The organism is uncultured Chitinophaga sp. (assembly GCF_902168175.1).
Classification (GTDB): domain Bacteria; phylum Bacteroidota; class Bacteroidia; order Chitinophagales; family Chitinophagaceae; genus Chitinophaga.
Genome location: NZ_CABHOU010000025.1, coordinates 577,682 through 595,409, shown reverse-complemented (window position 1 = coordinate 595,409; position 17,728 = coordinate 577,682). Strand labels below are relative to the sequence as shown.

The following is a 17,728-nucleotide window of genomic DNA, read 5'->3' as shown; positions in this document are numbered from 1 at the left end:
AATAGATAAATATGAACAATCCCAAATTTGAGATCAGAAAAACTACACAGTTTCGCTTCAACCTAAAAGCTCCAAACGGAGAGATCATATTAACGAGCGAGACATATTCTACCAACCAGTCTTGCAGTGATGGAATTGCAACAGTAAAACGAAACGCGCCTTTGGACGAGCGTTATGAGCGAAAGGATGCCGATGGTAATTACCGCTTTAACCTGCGTGCGGCAAACGGCCTGGTCATAGGCCGCAGCGAAAGTTATGCAACTTTATACAGCCGGGACCGAGGTATTGAAGCTGTTAAGCGGAATGCCCCAATCGCTAATATATTGGATTTGAGCTAATAGATGTTGTTATCCAGGTCTGTCCGTTTATTATCCCTACGTCCATTTCCTGTTTTTTTTTAATTAATGATCGTAAAAATTGCTTTTATGGCGCTTACTCCCGAGTTGAAAAATCATTTTCTCCATCTTTATCAAATGGCACTTTCTGATGCTGATATAGGCCTCAAGGAATTGGAGGCCCTCTACCTCATTGGCCAGGATCGCGGTATTACCCGGGAAGAGATCGATGCATTGCTATTACAATCTGGCAATGTCGACATTCTTCCTCCGCAGTCAGTGTTGGAGAAGATAGATTGTCTTTATGATCTTAGTCTTATCGCCTGGTCGGATGGTCGCCTCGATCCTGAAGAGCGCGGAACGCTGGAACGATTCTGCTCCCGCTTCGGATTTGAAGACCAGAACGTTGGCCCTATCTGCGATTACCTCTTAGATGAGGCTTTCAAAAAAACGCCTAAAGAAGCGATTCTGCTAACTGTATCAAATAATCTTTAAGTTATGAGTTTAACGAAAATAACCAAGGGGCTTTTCGCCCTTAAAGAACTTTTGCCGACTTCCGCGGCAAAACGGCCATCCAAACCAGGTAACCCGCAGGAAGAAGGGCATATGCAGGCCGGACTTTTAGGAGGCAGCCTGGCGGGTTTAAAAGTATGTCTCCAAAAATTGTATTTCACTTTTAAAGACCAGATCAAAGATGACCATGGTAAACAGGAAGAACTGAAACGGCCGATAAGAATGTCGCTGGAAGAGCAGAAGGGACATATTTCCCGCTGGGAGAACAGGATCAGGATGGTGGTTGATGAAAAAGTACCCGCCTTGAAACAGCGCATCGAAATCAGTAAGGAAGAAGCAGCCCACATCAGGAAAAATCCGCAGGACATTATCGGCGACTCTGGCGATAAACCTAGCTTTTATATCGGTTTGATCATTTTACTTTTTTTAACGGTTTACCTTTTTACCTTTTATAGTTCTGCTTCCTATTCTGCATTTTTTAAAGAATTCTCCCTGAGCGCGATTGGGGTGGCAAATGCAATTTTCGATGCGCAGGCGTTGTCTAAAGCATTTAAGGACGGGGTGATGGAATTGGTGCTGATCCTCACCATCCCCTTCGTGTTCCTGGGACTAGGATACCTTATACATAAAATGCAGGAGGGAAAGGGGTACTCCCGGTATTTGAAGATCGCAATGTTAGTAGTTGTGACCTTTCTTTTCGATGCATTTCTAGCTTATGATATCACAGAGAAAATTTACGAGATTAAGTCTAGTAACAGCTTTGGCGCCAATCTGCCAGAATACTCGATCCGCCTCGCCATCAGTTCGATCAATTTCTGGATCATCATTTTTGCCGGTTTCATCGTATACCTGATATGGGGCTTTGTACTCGATTTTGTACTCGCCGCTTTCGGGAAACTCGATAAAGTAAAGGTGGCACTGCGTGAGAAAGAGAAAACGATCATAGACCTACAGGCCGAAATCCTGGAGCTGAACCTGGAAGTAGAAAAGATGACGCACCAGATCGATATCACCAAAACCAGGGTGAAAAAACTGAATGAGTCTATCCACAGCACCATCATTCCAAAGGAATTTGAACAGATCGCTTTTGCTTTTATGGCCGGCTGGCTGGCATGGATGAAAGAGAATGGTGGAGGTCCCGACAGGATGGATGCCGCCTCAGAAACGGTGCATCAATTTGTACGCGATGCTATTTACAATTATCCCGAAATCTATAACTAATGAAACATTTTATTTTTTTAGTCTTATGGCTATTAGGCGCTGGCTGCGGACAGACATCACCCGAAACTTCCGACGAAAAACCACCCACATCTGCGTCTAAAACTGAAAAACAGCTAAACCTCACTATTCTCCTCGACCTTTCCGATAGGATTGATCCGAAGCTGAACTCCGCGGTACCAGCACATATCGACCGCGATAGTATCCTGATCAGTTACTTCACCAAGTATTTTTTAGATCAGATGGAAAAAAAAGGCAGTTTTATGGCGAAAGGAAAAATGCGGATCATTTTTCATCCCAACCCACCGGATGCCGGTATTAACCAGGCGGTGAAGAACCTGAATATAGACCTTTCGAAAATGGATACGAAAGGCAAGAAAGTGATTTATGACAACCTTCGACATACGGTTACCGAAAACATCAGTAGTATTTATCGTACCGCTGTCCGCCAGGCTGTTTGGCCCGGATCCGACATCTGGCGCTTTTTCAAGAATGATGTTAAGGAGATTGCTGTAGATGAAGATGAGGCATACCGTAACCTCATCGTTGTTTTCACTGACGGTTATATCTACCACCAGGACTCCAGGGATGTAACCGCCAATCGTTATGCCTATCTTCTGCCTGATCTCTTTGATAAATACAAATTGCGGAATAATCAGAGCTGGGCTGCGGAAATGGACAAGCAGGATTTTGGCCTGATTAGTACACGGGCAGATTTGCAGCAACTGGAGGTGCTTGTGCTGGAGGTTTCCCCATCTGCCAGGAATAAAAATGATGAAGATGTGATCCGAAAGGTGATGGAAAAATGGTTTGGTGAAATGAAGGTGGCGAGGTTTAAGGTACTTAGCAGCGATTTACCTGAAATGACCATGCAGAAGGTTGAACGTTTTTTGAAAGGATAAGAAAATTTTTGTCACAAAACATTATTGATATGAATGCTCAAAATAGATCCATAAAGTTGCTCTTGTATTTTTATGCTTTCAGACTGAGGGCGCTTGGGTTAGTAATGGTGTTGTCGCTGCTACTTTTCGGCCTGCTGAGTAATTCATTCGCCGCAGGCATGGATGGTTCCGTTCTGTTTCTGATGCTGTTTTTGGGTGTCCCGTTAGCTTACTGGTTAGTAATAGGGCACTATGCCCCAACGGACCAAACAGTGGATAACTGGTTGCAGGAAGATGTAAAAAAAATTATTGAACAATCGTATGAACGTTTGGGGATGGATAGAACAGAGGAAGTACGCGAGCCTCTTGTCATCATCTCGCCTGTATATTGGAAATTGGAGGGAGTGTCGCTGAAGGAAATGGTGTTTCGAAAGGGTAAAGACAAGATGCTCCGCTTTTCGATATACCAGGTAACGATTTTTCATATGCAGGAACAGCTTACCGGTGCCTACATCTGCCATTACAATTTTATGCGCAATGGGGCACTTTATGAAAAAACCAGTGAGTACCATTATAAGGATATTGTATCCGTAAGCACGCAGCAGGCTATCGTGAAATATCATTTGCCGGAGGGGATAAAGCTCATTCATGTAAAGGAATTTGGCTTGTCGGTGGCTAGTGGCGAAAGTATAAAAGTGGTGATTGCGCTGGACACCATTGCTGAACGGGAAAAGGCACAGCTACGGCCAACGGGAGCAGAGCAGGCAGTAAATGTGATTAGGGGGATGCTCAGATTGAAAAAAGCTTAACTGATTCGGGCTGCCAGGGTTGCGGCAGCCCATCTTTATATATAGGGCGTAGCAACAGTGGCGCCGACTATCTTTTCAGATATTAAAAGCGTGATTTGCTTATCCATATGCTAAAGATATAAAGGCCCCTAGAATTTCCGCTATAACTTCGTAAATTCACCTCCCATTAACCGTATTCCCTGAAAACCTATTTCATACTCAATATAATTTAACATGCTTACCCAACCCGTAAACTATATAGATACGTTTTCAGATTTCTTTGAGCCCGCACTGCTGGCAGAATTTGAAACAAAATCAATGATCATGGAAGTGAAAAGTGGCGACGTGATGATCAATATGGGACAAACAATAAGGGCGATACCACTGATCGTGAGCGGTACGGTGAAGGTGAGCCGTATTAACGACGAGGGGCAGGAGCTCCTGTTGTACTACGTGAAATCGGGCGAAAGCTGCGCGATGACTTTTAACTGCTGCATGCTCGCCCAGGCAAGTGTTATCAAAGGCGTGGCAGAGGAAGATAGTGTGCTGCTTTGCGTGCCCCAGGAGGCGATGGATGAATGGATGACGAAGTATCCTTCCTGGAAAAAATACGTGATGTCTAACATGATGAGCCGGTTCACGGAAATGGTGAAGTGTATCGATGAGGTGGCTTTTAAAAAGCTGGATGAAAGACTTGTTAAGTATCTGAAAGATAAATCTGCTATCGCCAAATCTGCGGTGCTTAACCTTACCCATCAGCAAATTGGCGATGAACTGGGCACTAACCGTGTAGTGATTTCCAGGCTGCTCAAGAAGTTGGAGAACGATAATAAACTGCTCATTTACAATAAACAGATCAAGCTGCTGAAGGATTTGTAACATTTGTTACGACCGTTTGTAACCGTTGTTACTGAAATTGGCAACAGGCTGCCGGATATTTGTAGTGTTAATTTAAACACACAAAAACTACAGATATTATGAGCCTGAGATTAAACAACACCGCACCCGACTTTACTGCAGACACTACCCAGGGCACCATCAATTTTCACGAATGGATTGGTGATGGATGGGCGATGCTTTTTTCGCATCCTAAAGATTTTACACCTGTTTGTACCACCGAATTGGGCTATATGGCCCGCATTCAGCCGGAGTTTACGAAACGTAACTGCAAAATTATCGGACTGAGTGTAGACCCTGTAGATAGCCATCTGAAATGGGAAAAGGATATTGAAGAAACCCAGGGTGCTGCGGTGAATTACCCAATGATCGGCGACCCCACGCTGGCCATCGCAAAATTGTATGACATGTTGCCCGCCGGGGACGAAGGCAGCTCAGAAGGCAGAACTGCCGCCACCAATCAAACAGTACGTTCCGTATTTGTAATTGGGCCCGATAAAAAAATCAAATTACAGTTAACTTACCCGATGACCACCGGCCGGAATTTCAACGAAATTCTGCGTGTGCTTGACTCTATGCAGTTAACCGCTGCCCATAAAGTAGCCACCCCTGTTAACTGGCAGAATGGTGAGGATGTGATCATTGTTCCGGCCGTGTTGGATGCAGAGGCTAAAGAGAAGTACCCGGAAGGCTGGAAAACCGTTAAGCCTTATCTCCGCATTATTCCTCAACCCACTAAATAAACGGATTATGAAAGCTTCAATGCCACTACGCGTATGGTACGGTGTTATGGCTGCCTTCGTTTGGGCAGGTATCTATTTCACTGGTTTTTCTGTGGTGAGCTGGCTGGTATACCTGCCTGCCGCGGGATTTACAATGGCAACGTTAATGGGTTTTTGCCCTAGTCAGCTCTTGATCAACAAATTGTTCGGTCGGCAATCAGAAAAGGTTTCAGCCTGATAAATATTTCGAATTCACCGGTTAGGGCCGGACCCGGGAAAAGGGTCCGGTTCTTTTTTTAGTGGGATGAGCGATGTATGTGCCGCCAGCTTCGTTGTACCCGGGATAACCAGCATCATTTTCCGGCAGCGGTTCCACACAGTACCGCCCTGTTTATAGGAAATTTCATTTCCGTAAAAGCGTATACCTGGTGTTTGCGAACACCTCGGATCCAATCAAATTTTACTATCTTCCGTTTAATGAAATCGAGCCAAATTATCAAAATTGTTCTGCTGGCCCTGCCAATCCTCTTGCTGGTTTACGTAATGTTTATAAGGGACCGGCTGGATGCGGCTTCCGGTATTGGCGGAGGAGGTTACGATCTTACTAAGATGTATACGCTGATAGGCGTTGGGTTATATTTATTAGTGCTTAACCTGTTTTTCCTGATCCAAACTGCATCCGGCAACAGGCTGCTGTTGATGATTGGTGTAATAACGCTGATCTGTACGATTGTTATGGCGATAAGAAACTTTTAATCTTGGAGCCTGTGCAGTGCTTCTGCCGTGTTGCCCACAAAGTTCACCTGCTTTCCCTTATTGCTTTCGTACATAAAATCCTTCAGGCTTTTGCTGGTGTACAATGAAAAGTCGCCAACAATTACCAGGCGTACCCGGTAGTTCGAAAACTTCTGCAACACCTCACCCGCCAAACCTGTTTTCAAATCAAAGAACTGGCTCAAAAGGTTTCGTTCGTGTATAATAATTTTATCGAAGCCCTGATATGACAGATTGCCTATCACGTCTATGGCGTCTTCTACATGATTAATGACGATGCCGGGCGAAGTGATTTCGGCTATTTCAGTATGATGCGTTTCAAATGTCATGCGCTAATATAATTATTTTGCGGCGTCCCATTTCCCGTTCTGTTTCGCGATTTCGATCATGCGCTCACCATATTCTGTCATCAACCCTTCGCTGATCATCCTTTCCACCCGTTCTATGTTTGATTTGCTCCAGCTACTGGCTGGTTTACGTGGAGAAAACCGCTGATAACCGCTTTCGTCGTCGCGTTTGTTGTATAGCGAATCTATCCAGCCGAAGCAGAGGGCTTCTTCCACGGCTTCATCGTAAGTAACGCCCGGTGTGTCCATTCCTTTTCTGTAGATGATCAGGCATACTTCGGCCTTGGTCTGACTGTTCTTTTCGAGCCACTTCCGCCATTGCTGGCGGTTTTTGGCATAAAAAGCCTCAACCCCCTTATTTGTTTCCATGTAAGGCGTATTTATTAATGTTCTATGTGGATATGTTTGTTAAGCCTGATCGTCGACCGCAGCATCCGGGGCGTTTGCTTTTACAGAAGCAATGCCGGTCTCCCTGCCCGAACTACCTTCATACATTTGGCTGGTACCAATTGTTTGTCCGTTGACGGCCGTGAGGGTAAAGTAATAGCGGCCGTCACTGGCGGTTGCTTTCACATACCGGCTATAGTCTTTGGCGTTAACCCTTACAGCGTCTGTACCGCTTATGCAGGAGGCCTTGGTGGTATAACCCTCGCTGCTTAAAATCTTTTCCTGGTTACCGGCTTTTAGCGCAAAGTAGAACTGGCCGTCGGCATTGCTTTTGGTGATAACAAATGTACCCATAGGAAATTGTTTTTGGTAGATGGAATTTACCGATTATTTCTGATTATCAGGCAATAAAGGGCTGTAGTTCCGGGCGGCAGTTACCATCAATTGGCAATTTCATTTCAGGTCTGCTAGGCAGCATTTCATAAATGAATTATAGCAATTGGTAGTTTAGTGGGCCTATTTGCTTTCGCTTATAAGTAGTTTTACGGTTGCAAATTGATGCCAGAGAAATCCCCGGAAGCACCCCAAAAAACCATGCTAACAATGAGAAAGATTATCACAAGCCTACTTATGGTGTGTGCCATCGCGTGTAAAAAAGACGATAAGCCACGCAACGAACAACCCGTTCTTGTTCCGGAAATTACCAGCTTTACACCCGATCACGGTCTGCCTGATGCCGAAGTAACCATCACCGGTAAAAACTTCAGCACTAAGGAAAACGGTAACCGGGTGACCTTTAACACCACGGTAGCCAATGTAATCACCTATAGCGCCACGCAACTAAAAGTGAAAGTACCTGCAGGTGCTACAACTGGGAAATTAAAGGTGACGGTGGGGCAACAAACCGGCACTTCTGCCACTGATTTTACGGTAGATATACCAGGCCCCAAACTAACCGGCTTTGCGCCCTTAACGGGGCCATATGGCACAGTGGTTACGATAACGGGCACCGGCTTTGGCAACGATCCTGTCGTGAAGGTGGATAACCGTACAATGCCGCTCGTCAGCCACAGCGATACCGAAATAAAGTTCAAAACGCCCTCGTTCACCAATATTAATACGTACAAGATCTTTGTACAGGTAGATAATAGTGTATTGCAATCGGCCGAATCATTTACGGTAAGTTCTGCCGGGCCGGTGGCCGAATGGATCGAAAAAACGATTAACGCAGCGCCTGCAGCTATTTTTATTAACGGGTCGTCTTTCGCCTATAATAATAAGTTGTACTGGGGCTTCACCAAACTTACTATCAACGAAACCAAGGCTGGTTTCATGACTTGCGATCCCAGATCAGCCAACCCACAATGGGTGTTCGATTTTCTTCCCGATGGCATGTTAGGACCAGAGCAAACAAATGCCACGGCATCTGTATTCAATAACAAGGTATACATCGGTTCGGCCCTGGCTAATGATGTTACTGGCAAATGGTGGCGTTATAACCCGGATAACAATACGGCGGAAACTTTGCCCGACCTGCCCACCGCTACTACATTCTCGCTTTCGTTTGTACTCAATAGTACTTTGTACACGGGCTTCGGTGGCGTAAACAAAAAGCTGTATAAATTCAATACTGCGGGTAACGGTGCCTGGGACGAGGCGCTCACAGGCGATTTTCGCGAAATATCTCACGCAAATGCGGTGGTAATTGGCGATAATGCTTATATAGGCCGCGCGCTGATGGATTTGAACGGTTTCCGCCAGGCGATGTTCCGCTTCACCGCCCCCAATTTGTTCGTACGTGTGACCGATATGCCCGAACAACTGGTGGGCCTTTCCACACCAGCATTCGCATTAAATGGGAAAGCCTACTTTGTCGTAAGCACGAAGGTGTGGGAGTATACACCTGACGCTAATGGAGGCACCTGGCGCGTAGCACTCGATAAGCCTGGGGCAACGGTAATCTCTTTTGTGCAGGTGGTAGATGGCGTACCTTATGGCTGGACGGGCAGCGGAAGGTTATTCGAATTCCGCTTTAAGCCGTAAGCAACGATGGTGCCACGCCGTACTGTTTCTTAAATGCGAACGAAAAGTGCGACAGGTCCTCGAAGCCAAGGTCGAGATAAATGTCGGATGCAATTTTGCCTTTGTCTTTAATAAGATGATAGGCTTCCTGCAAACGTTTACTCACCAGCCAGCGGCTTGGCGTTTCATGAAATACTTTTTCGAAGTCGCGTTTAAAGGTCGACAGGCTGCGGCCGGTGAGGTATGCAAACTTTTTGATCTCCACATTAAAGTGGTAGTGTTGCTGCATAAAGGCTTCAATGTCAATTTTGCCTGGCTCGGATAAGTCGAACAGTACATCTTTTAGTTCAGGCCTGGTTTGCAGAAGTAGCAGTAACGCCTCTTTCCGCTTTACTGCAAGCAGGTTTTCTGCGCCCGGGCCTTTAAACGCATCTTCATAAGCCTTTAACGATTCCATGTAACTGCCCAATACTGAATCGGTGGCAATAGGTAGAAAGGAGGGAGGCCGCAGATTTTTTCCGGGGCCATAATTATATTCCAGCGCAAAACTGCGTAGTACGTCCTGGTCAAAAAAGATGGAGATGGAACGGAATTCGCCGCCGGCACCGGTAAGTTTGGTGAATTTGGCCAGGCTGTTACGGCGGCAAAAATAAAGGTCGCCTTCTTTAAAAACATAATTGCTGGCGCCATCGTTTATTTCGATGTTGCCCGATAATATATAACTCACCGCATGTTCCGGTACAAACTGCTCGCCGGCCCTGCTTCTCGAAAAGTAGCAGGAATATTGAATGGCCGGGCGGTTGTTTTCTGTACTCATATCAATTATTTAAAGCCGGAAGCGTGGAAGGCACTTCCGGCTATTATAAAGATAAAACTTAAAGCAGTATGGTTTTAGGCTCCAGGAAAGTCTGTAGTCCGTAAACCCCGAACTCCCTTCCAATGCCTGATTGTTTAAACCCGCCGAACGGAGCCTGCGGATCATGTTTAAACCCATTCACCATTACCCGCCCTGCATTGATCTGTGCTGCTATTTTTAACGCCCTTTCCTCACTGCCGGAACTCACGTAACCGGAAAGACCGTAATCGGTATCATTGGCTATTTGTAGTGCTTCTTCTTCATTTTTATAACTGATGATGGATAACACTGGTCCGAAAATTTCTTCCCTGGCAATGCGCATATCATTACGAACGTTCACGAACACGGTAGGTTTTACAAAGTTGCCGGCTTCTAATCCCGCAGGCTGACCAACACCACCAACAAGCAGTTCTGCGCCTTCTTCCAATCCAAGTTTAATATATGACTGTACTCTTTCCCATTGCTTTTTACTCACCATAGGCCCAACCACGGTGTCTTCCTGTGCAGGATCGCCCACTTTCAGCTGCTCCACGGTTGTTTTTACCAGTGTTTTAACTTCGTTCAGCAGCTTTTCCGGCACCAGTAGTCGGGTGGCTGCTATGCAGGCCTGGCCACTATTGGTATAAGCTGCTGCCACCGCTAACGGAATAGCCTTCGTCAGGTCAGCATCGTCCAACAATATATTGGGCGATTTGCCGCCCAGCTCCAGCGTAACACGTTTCATGGTATCCACCGCACCGCGGGCGATGGTTTTGCCGGTTACCGTTGAGCCGGTGAAAGATATTTTTGCAATATCGGGATGGCGCGTAAGTTCGGCACCTACTACGTGGCCCAGTCCATTTACAATATTAAATACGCCGGCAGGCAAACCCGCTTCGTGTAAAGCTTCCAGCAGCACCTGTGTTTGCAGGGCACTCATTTCACTCGGTTTAATAACAGTGGTTACACCTGCTGCAATGGCCGTGGCCAGTTTTCCGGTAATAAAGCCGATGTTTGCGTTCCAGGGGGTAATTACTCCCGCCACGCCAACCGGCTCCAGCCTTACTTTAGAACTGCCAACTATTCTCTCGAACTCGAAGTCCTGCAATGTTTTGATGGCTTCTGAAAAGTTGCCAATGGCAAACTGGATGCTGATGCGGCTGAACTGTAACGTTCCGCCATATTCCGCTATCATCACCTTGATCATTTCCTCTTTTTTCTTCGCTACCGCCTCCTGTAACTGGCGCAGGTACTGGATGCGTTCTTCTTTACTTGTTTTTGAAAAGGCAGGCAGGGCAGCTTTCGCGGCAGCAATCGCATTACGGGTGTCTTCTTCATTTCCCAGCCGCACTTTGCCAATAACCATATTGGTAGTTGGGCTGATGAGTTCAAATGTGTCGGTACCCTGTGGTGTAATGAAGGCACCATTGATGTAAATCTTATCTATCGTTTTCATGTGTTTATTTTTTTGTTTGTACAACAAAGGTAGGTTGGAACACCGCCTGGCTGGTTTGTTGGAAAGTCCAAGTTTACTTTGTTCAAAAGTTCATTATTTTCTTAAATCCTACTGACATACTGTTGTCACAAGCCGTTAGTTTCTTTGTATCAACAAACAAAAACACTACACTATGGTACAGGAATTCACTACCCCCGCAACTGGTCAGGCTTCTATCGCCGCTGCTATGAAAAACTACGCGAACTATAACTTTTGGGCTGTAAGCACCCTGGTTAAATGGCTTAAAACCAAACCGGCCGAACTGCTTGACCAGGAAGTAGCCTCCAGCTTCCCAAGCATTAAACTCACGCTGGTACATATCTGGCAAACACAGGTGTACTGGCTGGCCATGCTCAAACGGGAAGAGCCTGCCGCACCGCAGGAGTTTACAGGTACTGCAACAGCAATAATGGATATACTGATTGATAACTCTGAGGAGCTGGCCGACTATATTTCAACCATGTCTGCCACCCAGATAGAAGATAAAACCCTGATCGTAAACCCCTGGTTTGAATGTGACTTCCAGAACTTCGAATACATCATCCAGGTAATTAACCATGGCACCTATCACCGTGGACAGGTAATTACTATCGGTCGCCAGCTTGGTTTTACAGATGCGCCGATGACGGATTATAATTTCTATAATGTGTATGGTAAGTAACCATTGCGGTTCAAAGATTCGTTTGGAGTTAACTATAAGGTTGAGGTATCCCGGTAATTTGCTGAGATACCTCAACCAGTCATTAAACTTGTTTTGTCTGCATTCATCTCATTATAAGAGAATATTCGCTTTCCCACACCCCAACCAACCGGGCTTTAAACTATAACACAAAAAAACCGGCAGCTCCTGTCAGGCTGCCGGCCGGTAAATGTATCGCTAACAGTAATTAAACGTTCGGACATTTATCCGTTACAGAAAATCCTACCGCCTTCACCCCATACCATGGGAACGTGGTGGAGCTGTTAAGTATTACACGCGAACGCGCAGCCAGGCTTACAGTATAACCGCAATTATCCATCGCGCTTACGTCTACACTCCATGGGGCGTTTTCATCGCCATCATCATTATTGATGCCCAGGTTGCCTACATCGCCTGCATTGGGTAATGCGTCGTAGTAACGGTGTGATGGATTGGGCACGGTGCCATGGGTGTGCGACGATGGCTGAAGGTCGAGGCTCCATACCGCAAAGTAAGGATGCACTGCCCGTAGATGGCCACTAACGGTGTGGTTGGTCGCAGTTTTATCGTAACAATGGCAGTCGCCGCCGTCTATCACCAGGTCGAGGCTCTTTGTAAGATCTACCGAGGTATTAGCAGTGGTGCTGATGCTCATTTGCTGGTTGTTGATGATCAGCGAGAAGGTATCGGCTACCTGCTCTAAGCCCAGCGCATCGGTGTGCGTAAAGCGGATGGTATATATACCGTCTGTTAACCCACCGGTACTCCAGCCTGCCAGGTAATGTGTTTCATTATACAAACCGATAGCGGGGTTCTCTTTATAGATGAACCAACCATCTGCAGGTGCCTGCGTGTCAATAAACTCAAGATTAGGATCGGGCGTAAAGTCGATCATGGAGAAGGACTCTGAAGTGGAAACAGCGGCGTACGTAGCATCGGACGCGCCGAATTTCTTGTACTCGATCTTGTATTTAATAACGCCGTTAAACCCGCTCCTGTTAATAATCCCGTTGAAACTAACCCAGCCGCCGTACGGACGGTTATTGTTCATGGTTGGATTGCTGGTGTCGGAGTTTACGAGGAAGGTTACAGGGTCTATCAGGTCGCGGTCTACACTGCCTACGTGGGTAAGTTCGGCTTCCACGCGGGCTGCCTGTGCAGGCCGGATCTGTACTACTGCATCTACACGGTTGCCCCAGGTGTTAAGTTGATTGGGGTCGGTGGTAGATGGGAGTGATTGCCAGGATAGTACGGCCCGTATGCGGATGACGTTAGGTGTTACGCAACTCCTGATGCGCGAGGTCAGATTGATGGGCAGGTCTACGTTATAGTGCAGGCCACCGGCTGGTATGTTGCCAATGTCGTACACCGTAATACTGGTGGTGCCAAGGTACTGGTCAAAGCTGCCATTGTTATCCCAGTCGGCCCAAAATGCTACGTGTTCCTGCGATCCCTGGGTACAGAGGTCGCCGCTGAAGCCGCTGCTTTTTTTGATTTTGATCACCGCGCCTAATGTATCCAGCGGGGTGTTTAAACCCACGCACATCAGTTCTTCGAACTGCACATCGGCTTTGTCTACCGGTTTTAGTAAGAGGTCGGCGATCGATTTTACATCGATCTTTAATTTTTGCACATCGAACAGGTTGTAACTAACCAGGCTCTTAAACTTGGTACCATTTTTAATAGATGGCGCCACGGCCGAAAAGAAAGTACGATGATCGGGCACCTGGGCTTTTTTATAAGCCGCGGCTAATGTTTGAATGGGGGGAAGGGGAGGCAGGGGGATCTTTACTTCTTCTTTCAGGTTGATGTTTTTGAGGAAGTCCGGCAGCTCTTTTACCTGCAGGGCATCAAAAATATCTTTCCAGATAAAAAGCCTTCTTCTCTTTAACTGGATATCGGCATTCAGCACATTACCGTAGTACGGAATGTCGTTGGGGTTAGAAGAAGGGATGCTGTTCCACTGAAGTACGGCGCGTACGGTGGGCACCACGGCGGTGTCGCAGTTCAGGAAACGACGGTACTTTTCGTCGTCGATAAACAAATGCGTCATGTACTTCAGCGGGTGCTGCGGGCCGGGGGGCACTTCAGAAATGTCGGCTACTTTAAAGCTGGTGTAACCCATGTCCTGAAAGCCGCTGCCATCTTTAAAGTCAACGAAGAAACGAACGTACTCTTTAGAGCCGTTGGTGCAAAGGCCTCCGCTGTAACCAACAGATTGTTTGATGCTCACAATGGCTTCCAGTTTCCCTTTGTCGGGGTGGTAACCTACGCAGGTGATTTCTTCCCAATGCGTAATGCTTTGCTGGGCTGCCGCTTTCAGGTAAAAACGGGTCAGCAGGAAGGTTTGCCGTGTACTGAGCAATTCCGACAGTTGTATCGCCGAAAGATTCGGGATCTTCAGTTTTTCCATGTGCTGGAGTTTTGAGGTTATCGTAAAAAAAACAAGCGTCGCCTGTCCGTAGTAAGTTTTTGGGGAGACAGGTCCGATATACGTATTAAATCAAGGAAGATAATTTGGGGTGCTATTCTTTGCTAAGCTGCTGTTATTTGCCAATGCTCTGAATTGCAAATGTAGGTAATAATTCGAAACGACAACGCGTATAATTACGTGATTTTTAGGGGGATAGATGTGTGTTGCCACATCGGTTTCTTAACGGTATCATCTTTATGCCCGGCAGTGATACTGCATGATGGGTTGGAAAGAGTAAAGGAAGGGAAGCAGTGAGTATAGATGTTTTTAAAGTAAAAGAGCAGGCCTTAAAGCCTGCTCTTTTTTACTATGATGATATGCTAATCAAAATTTCCGCTCTTCCAGTTCATCGTCCAGCTTCAGGTGGTCGATGCCTTGTTTAAGCCACTGTGGGGCTGGTTTTCCTTTCAGGTGGTAGTCGAAGAATTCCATCATTCTCACACTGTAGTCTTTCCTGTTTTCCGGTTTGCTCAGACCATGGTTCTCTCCTTTGTACTGCACCATTACTACCGGTTTTTTAAGACGGCGTAACGCATTGTAAAACTCAACGCCCTGTGTAAAGTCTACTGCGCCATCTTTATCATTATGCAGGATTAACAGCGGCGTGTTTACTTTTTTAACATGATAGATGGGCGAGTTGCGCAGGTACGAATCCCAGTTTTCCCAGGGCGCACCGGTAAAACGGCCCTGCGATGCTTCGAAGATAGACATGTTGCCGCCGCCACTGTTCCAGTAAATAAGATCGTACATGCTTACCATGTTCGTAAGTGCTGCACCTGCTGCTGCCGCTTTAAACATATTAGTTTGAGTGGCAAGGAACGCAGTTTGATAACCACCCCAGCTATGCCCGTGAATACCGATATGTTCCTCGTCGATCACACCCGTTTTAATAGCCGCTTTTACAGCCGGTAATACGCACCAAACAGCGCTCATACCGGGATCGTCCATTTTGTAAACGATATCCGGGATAAATACAGCATAGCCGTTGCTGGTATACATGTTCGGGTTCCAGCCGGTGCCGGAAAAGTCGGGCGCCGCGTAGCTGTTACGTGATTGGGAGAGTTTCTCGTAATAATATACTACGGTAGGATATTTTTGTCCTTTTACATAACCCGCAGGTAAAAATAATGCTCCCTGCAGCGTGTCGCCTTTGTCTGAAACGTAATCCACGAGCTGGGTACCGGCGCTCCATGTGTATTTAGCGGCGTCAGGTGTGTTCTTTGTAACCTGTTCAACATTTTTCAACAATTCGTCGCCTGCGAAAAATTCGGTAGGCGTGTTAAACGTTTCTTTCGCGTACATGTATACATCGGCATTTTTAGCTTTGCTGAGCGAGCTGATTGCAGCATCATCCCAGGCCAGTACAGTGCCTCCGGATTTGCCGGCCTGTAAACGTACGATACCGGTTTTCTTGTTCCACTCACCGTATTGCCTTACATAAATGGGTTTCTTAAGATCAATACCTTTTTCATCCGGGTCTACTGAGTAGCGGTTGGTGTAACGTATTTTCTCAGTACGGCCGTTAGCAGTCAGGTTAACGGCACTGCCTTTGCCGTTTGCAGGTATCTGCCATATATCCCAGAGGTCGCGGATCAACACGTATTTATTGTCGTTGCTCCAGCCGATAACGGGGGTAAGCGGTTTCTTCACGTTGTGATCATCATCAGTATCTACAAAAGAAGTAGGTATGTTTTGGGTGATGTTGATGCTCGTTTTCGAAGGGATGTCGTACACGTAATAATGCCCGTCTTTACCATAAGTGAATTTCAGCCCATCTGGCGAGGGGGTTGGCATAGCGCTGTAAGACGGTACATAAAACTTTTCGAACAGCTTTTCTTTACTACCGGTTTTCAGGTCGATCACATACACATCGGCATAGTTCTGACCATCGAGGTTTTGGTCCAGTTCGTAGGGCTGGTCGTCGTAAGCATAAGCGTACAATTGTTTGGGTAATGCATTTACCGAGCGGATGCTGCTATCGTTGTAACGGATAAATTTCTTGTCCGCCACGTCGTAACCGGCAGCGTAAGTATAGTTTTTATCACCCATGGCCTGCACCTGCTGGCGGCTCTGGAGGCGTTTGTCGCCACCGTGCCAGATGGCCATATCGGGTTTCGCGATATCATCCTTGTTAACCGCCGGTGCTGCTGGTGCCGGGCCTTTGCTGGTATCCAGTTTCGCGAGTGCCTTCTTCAGGTCGTCGATCGATTTGATGCTGGTATCACCTCTCAGCTTTTCGATCCTGGCCAATTCAGCTTCTTTCGAAGGCTTGGTGGGTGGTGTTTTTTTAGCGGTATCGGTTTTAGGCGCATCCTTTTTAGCTGGCTCCAGCGCGGCAATACCGAAGTACAGGCGGTCCAGCGATTCACCCCATACAGGTTTGCGGTTAGCGCTGATGGTCATGCCTTTCGGGAACGCTACGGAGTCTTTTGCGGCTTCGTAAATCGTAACTGTTGGCGTGCCGGCAAAATTCTTTACACCGATCACGGCTCCTTTATCGCTTTTGAACTTTTCATCCTTCACCATTTTCAACAGGGCAAAGCCGTCACCGTCTTTCGTCCAGCCCAGGCTTTTATAAGTGGCCTTGTCGTTATCCAACACCGAGGTGCTGCGATTGGCTGGTGTATACAGGTAAACACCGTTGCCTGCCTGGCCTGCAGCATCTATGGTGTAAGCCAGCAGGTTACCCTGTTTGTTGAATGCAAATTCGCTTACGTTACCAATGTTCTGGCTTTTGCCGGACGATAATTCAACGATCAGCAAATCGCTGCCCTGTGCTTCGTCGGGCCGGGGAGGGCCGCTGCGTTCTTTGGTAACATTGATGGCGAGGTGACTGGCAGTTTTGCCGTTAAAGGCAAAGCTGCCTGATTTTTCGAAAGTTGTTTTCTTTCCCGTCGACAATTCCACCAGGTGCAACTTTTCGAACAGTTGTTTGCCAGGTATTTTGGCGGCCGCTTTCTTTTCTTTAAAAGGAACAGCTTCTTTGTAAGCCAGCCATTTCCCATCTTCCGAAAAACTAAAAGAGGGGAAAGCAGGGCTGCCTAAGGCATATACCTTCTGAGCCGTGTCTTTTACTTTTTTAATATAGAGATCGCCATCGCCCTCGCGCGCCAACAGTGCATAACCTACCCATTTGCCGTCCGGCGAAAGGGTAACGGTGTAAGGCGAAATCGCGCGCCAGGAGGGAATGTCTTTCCAGCTCATAGGCCGGGGAGTTTTAGCCGTATCGCTCTCGGGTTGCGCAATTACGGCCAGTTGTGCCAATAGTAGTGGCACAAAAAGTAATGTCTTTTTCTTGATCATAGTTACGTTTATGGCAGGTTTGGAAGTTGACAGGTACGGAAGATAACGAAAAATGGTGT

General features: G+C 46.7%; 17 protein-coding genes. 10 read left to right on the top strand and 7 right to left on the bottom strand.

What is annotated here, in order from left to right:
* Positions 1 to 11: 11 nt before the first annotated feature.
* The 8 genes from QZT80_RS06010 (at position 12) to QZT80_RS05975 (ending at position 6,110) form a co-directional block, all read left to right on the top strand.
* Entirely contained in the window at positions 12 to 338 is a 327-nt protein-coding gene (locus QZT80_RS06010) for a YegP family protein (RefSeq protein ID WP_295119100.1), read from the top strand.
* Positions 339 to 425: 87 nt separating this feature from the next.
* Positions 426 to 830, top strand: coding sequence for a hypothetical protein (locus QZT80_RS06005; protein WP_295119097.1), 405 nt, complete (start codon positions 426 to 428; stop codon positions 828 to 830).
* A 3-nt stretch (positions 831 to 833) separates the two neighbouring features.
* Positions 834 to 2,069: a hypothetical protein gene (locus QZT80_RS06000; RefSeq protein WP_295119094.1), complete on the top strand. Its 1,236-nt coding sequence runs from the start codon at positions 834 to 836 to the stop codon at positions 2,067 to 2,069.
* Positions 2,069 to 2,968: a hypothetical protein gene (locus tag QZT80_RS05995; RefSeq protein ID WP_295119091.1), complete on the top strand. Its 900-nt coding sequence runs from the start codon at positions 2,069 to 2,071 to the stop codon at positions 2,966 to 2,968. Before QZT80_RS06000 ends, QZT80_RS05995 begins: the two co-directional genes overlap by 1 nt.
* A gap of 29 nt (positions 2,969 to 2,997) precedes the next feature.
* Positions 2,998 to 3,756 carry a hypothetical protein gene (locus QZT80_RS05990; protein WP_295119089.1) on the top strand — a complete coding sequence of 253 codons (759 nt, stop codon included), beginning with the start codon at positions 2,998 to 3,000 and terminating at the stop codon, positions 3,754 to 3,756.
* A gap of 213 nt (positions 3,757 to 3,969) precedes the next feature.
* Positions 3,970 to 4,614 carry a Crp/Fnr family transcriptional regulator gene (locus QZT80_RS05985; protein ID WP_295119087.1) on the top strand — a complete coding sequence of 215 codons (645 nt, stop codon included), beginning with the start codon at positions 3,970 to 3,972 and terminating at the stop codon, positions 4,612 to 4,614.
* A 98-nt stretch (positions 4,615 to 4,712) separates the two neighbouring features.
* Entirely contained in the window at positions 4,713 to 5,375 is a 663-nt protein-coding gene (locus QZT80_RS05980) for a peroxiredoxin (protein WP_295119085.1), read from the top strand.
* 456 nt (positions 5,376 to 5,831) lie between these two features.
* A complete protein-coding gene (locus tag QZT80_RS05975; RefSeq protein WP_295119082.1) occupies positions 5,832 to 6,110 on the top strand; it encodes a hypothetical protein in 279 nt (92 codons plus the stop codon).
* Here QZT80_RS05975 and QZT80_RS05970 read toward each other — a convergent pair.
* Genes QZT80_RS05970 through QZT80_RS05960 form a run of 3 tightly spaced genes read right to left on the bottom strand, consistent with a single transcriptional unit; the run spans position 6,107 to position 7,216 of the window.
* Complete coding sequence (locus tag QZT80_RS05970) at positions 6,107 to 6,457, bottom strand: DUF4180 domain-containing protein (RefSeq protein ID WP_295119079.1); 351 nt, start codon at positions 6,455 to 6,457, stop codon at positions 6,107 to 6,109. The genes QZT80_RS05975 and QZT80_RS05970 overlap by 4 nt on opposite strands.
* Before the next feature lie 12 nt (positions 6,458 to 6,469).
* On the bottom strand, positions 6,470 to 6,844 hold the full coding sequence (locus tag QZT80_RS05965; RefSeq protein ID WP_295119076.1) for a hypothetical protein: 375 nt from the start codon (positions 6,842 to 6,844) through the stop codon (positions 6,470 to 6,472).
* Positions 6,845 to 6,883: 39 nt separating this feature from the next.
* Positions 6,884 to 7,216 carry a YegP family protein gene (locus tag QZT80_RS05960; RefSeq protein ID WP_295119074.1) on the bottom strand — a complete coding sequence of 111 codons (333 nt, stop codon included), beginning with the start codon at positions 7,214 to 7,216 and terminating at the stop codon, positions 6,884 to 6,886.
* Between the two features lie 249 nt (positions 7,217 to 7,465).
* Between QZT80_RS05960 and QZT80_RS05955 the strand changes: the two genes are divergently transcribed.
* Positions 7,466 to 8,905: an IPT/TIG domain-containing protein gene (locus tag QZT80_RS05955; RefSeq protein ID WP_295119071.1), complete on the top strand. Its 1,440-nt coding sequence runs from the start codon at positions 7,466 to 7,468 to the stop codon at positions 8,903 to 8,905.
* On the opposite strand, the gene QZT80_RS05950 is transcribed toward QZT80_RS05955, so the two are convergent.
* Positions 8,895 to 9,701, bottom strand: coding sequence for an AraC family transcriptional regulator (locus QZT80_RS05950; RefSeq protein WP_295119069.1), 807 nt, complete (start codon positions 9,699 to 9,701; stop codon positions 8,895 to 8,897). The genes QZT80_RS05955 and QZT80_RS05950 overlap by 11 nt on opposite strands.
* Before the next feature lie 58 nt (positions 9,702 to 9,759).
* On the bottom strand, positions 9,760 to 11,175 hold the full coding sequence (locus QZT80_RS05945) for an aldehyde dehydrogenase family protein (protein ID WP_295119066.1): 1,416 nt from the start codon (positions 11,173 to 11,175) through the stop codon (positions 9,760 to 9,762).
* A 172-nt stretch (positions 11,176 to 11,347) separates the two neighbouring features.
* Here QZT80_RS05945 and QZT80_RS05940 point away from each other — a divergent pair, with 172 nt between their 5' ends.
* The gene (locus QZT80_RS05940) at positions 11,348 to 11,875 is read left to right on the top strand and encodes a DinB family protein (RefSeq protein ID WP_295119063.1); all 528 of its coding nucleotides are present in this window, start codon (positions 11,348 to 11,350) and stop codon (positions 11,873 to 11,875) included.
* A gap of 226 nt (positions 11,876 to 12,101) precedes the next feature.
* Here QZT80_RS05940 and QZT80_RS05935 read toward each other — a convergent pair whose 3' ends face one another.
* Positions 12,102 to 14,306, bottom strand: coding sequence for a hypothetical protein (locus QZT80_RS05935; protein ID WP_295119060.1), 2,205 nt, complete (start codon positions 14,304 to 14,306; stop codon positions 12,102 to 12,104).
* 384 nt (positions 14,307 to 14,690) lie between these two features.
* Positions 14,691 to 17,669, bottom strand: a complete 2,979-nt coding sequence (locus QZT80_RS05930; RefSeq protein WP_295119057.1) for a prolyl oligopeptidase family serine peptidase — start codon at positions 17,667 to 17,669, stop codon at positions 14,691 to 14,693.
* Between the last annotated feature and the right edge of the window lie 59 nt (positions 17,670 to 17,728).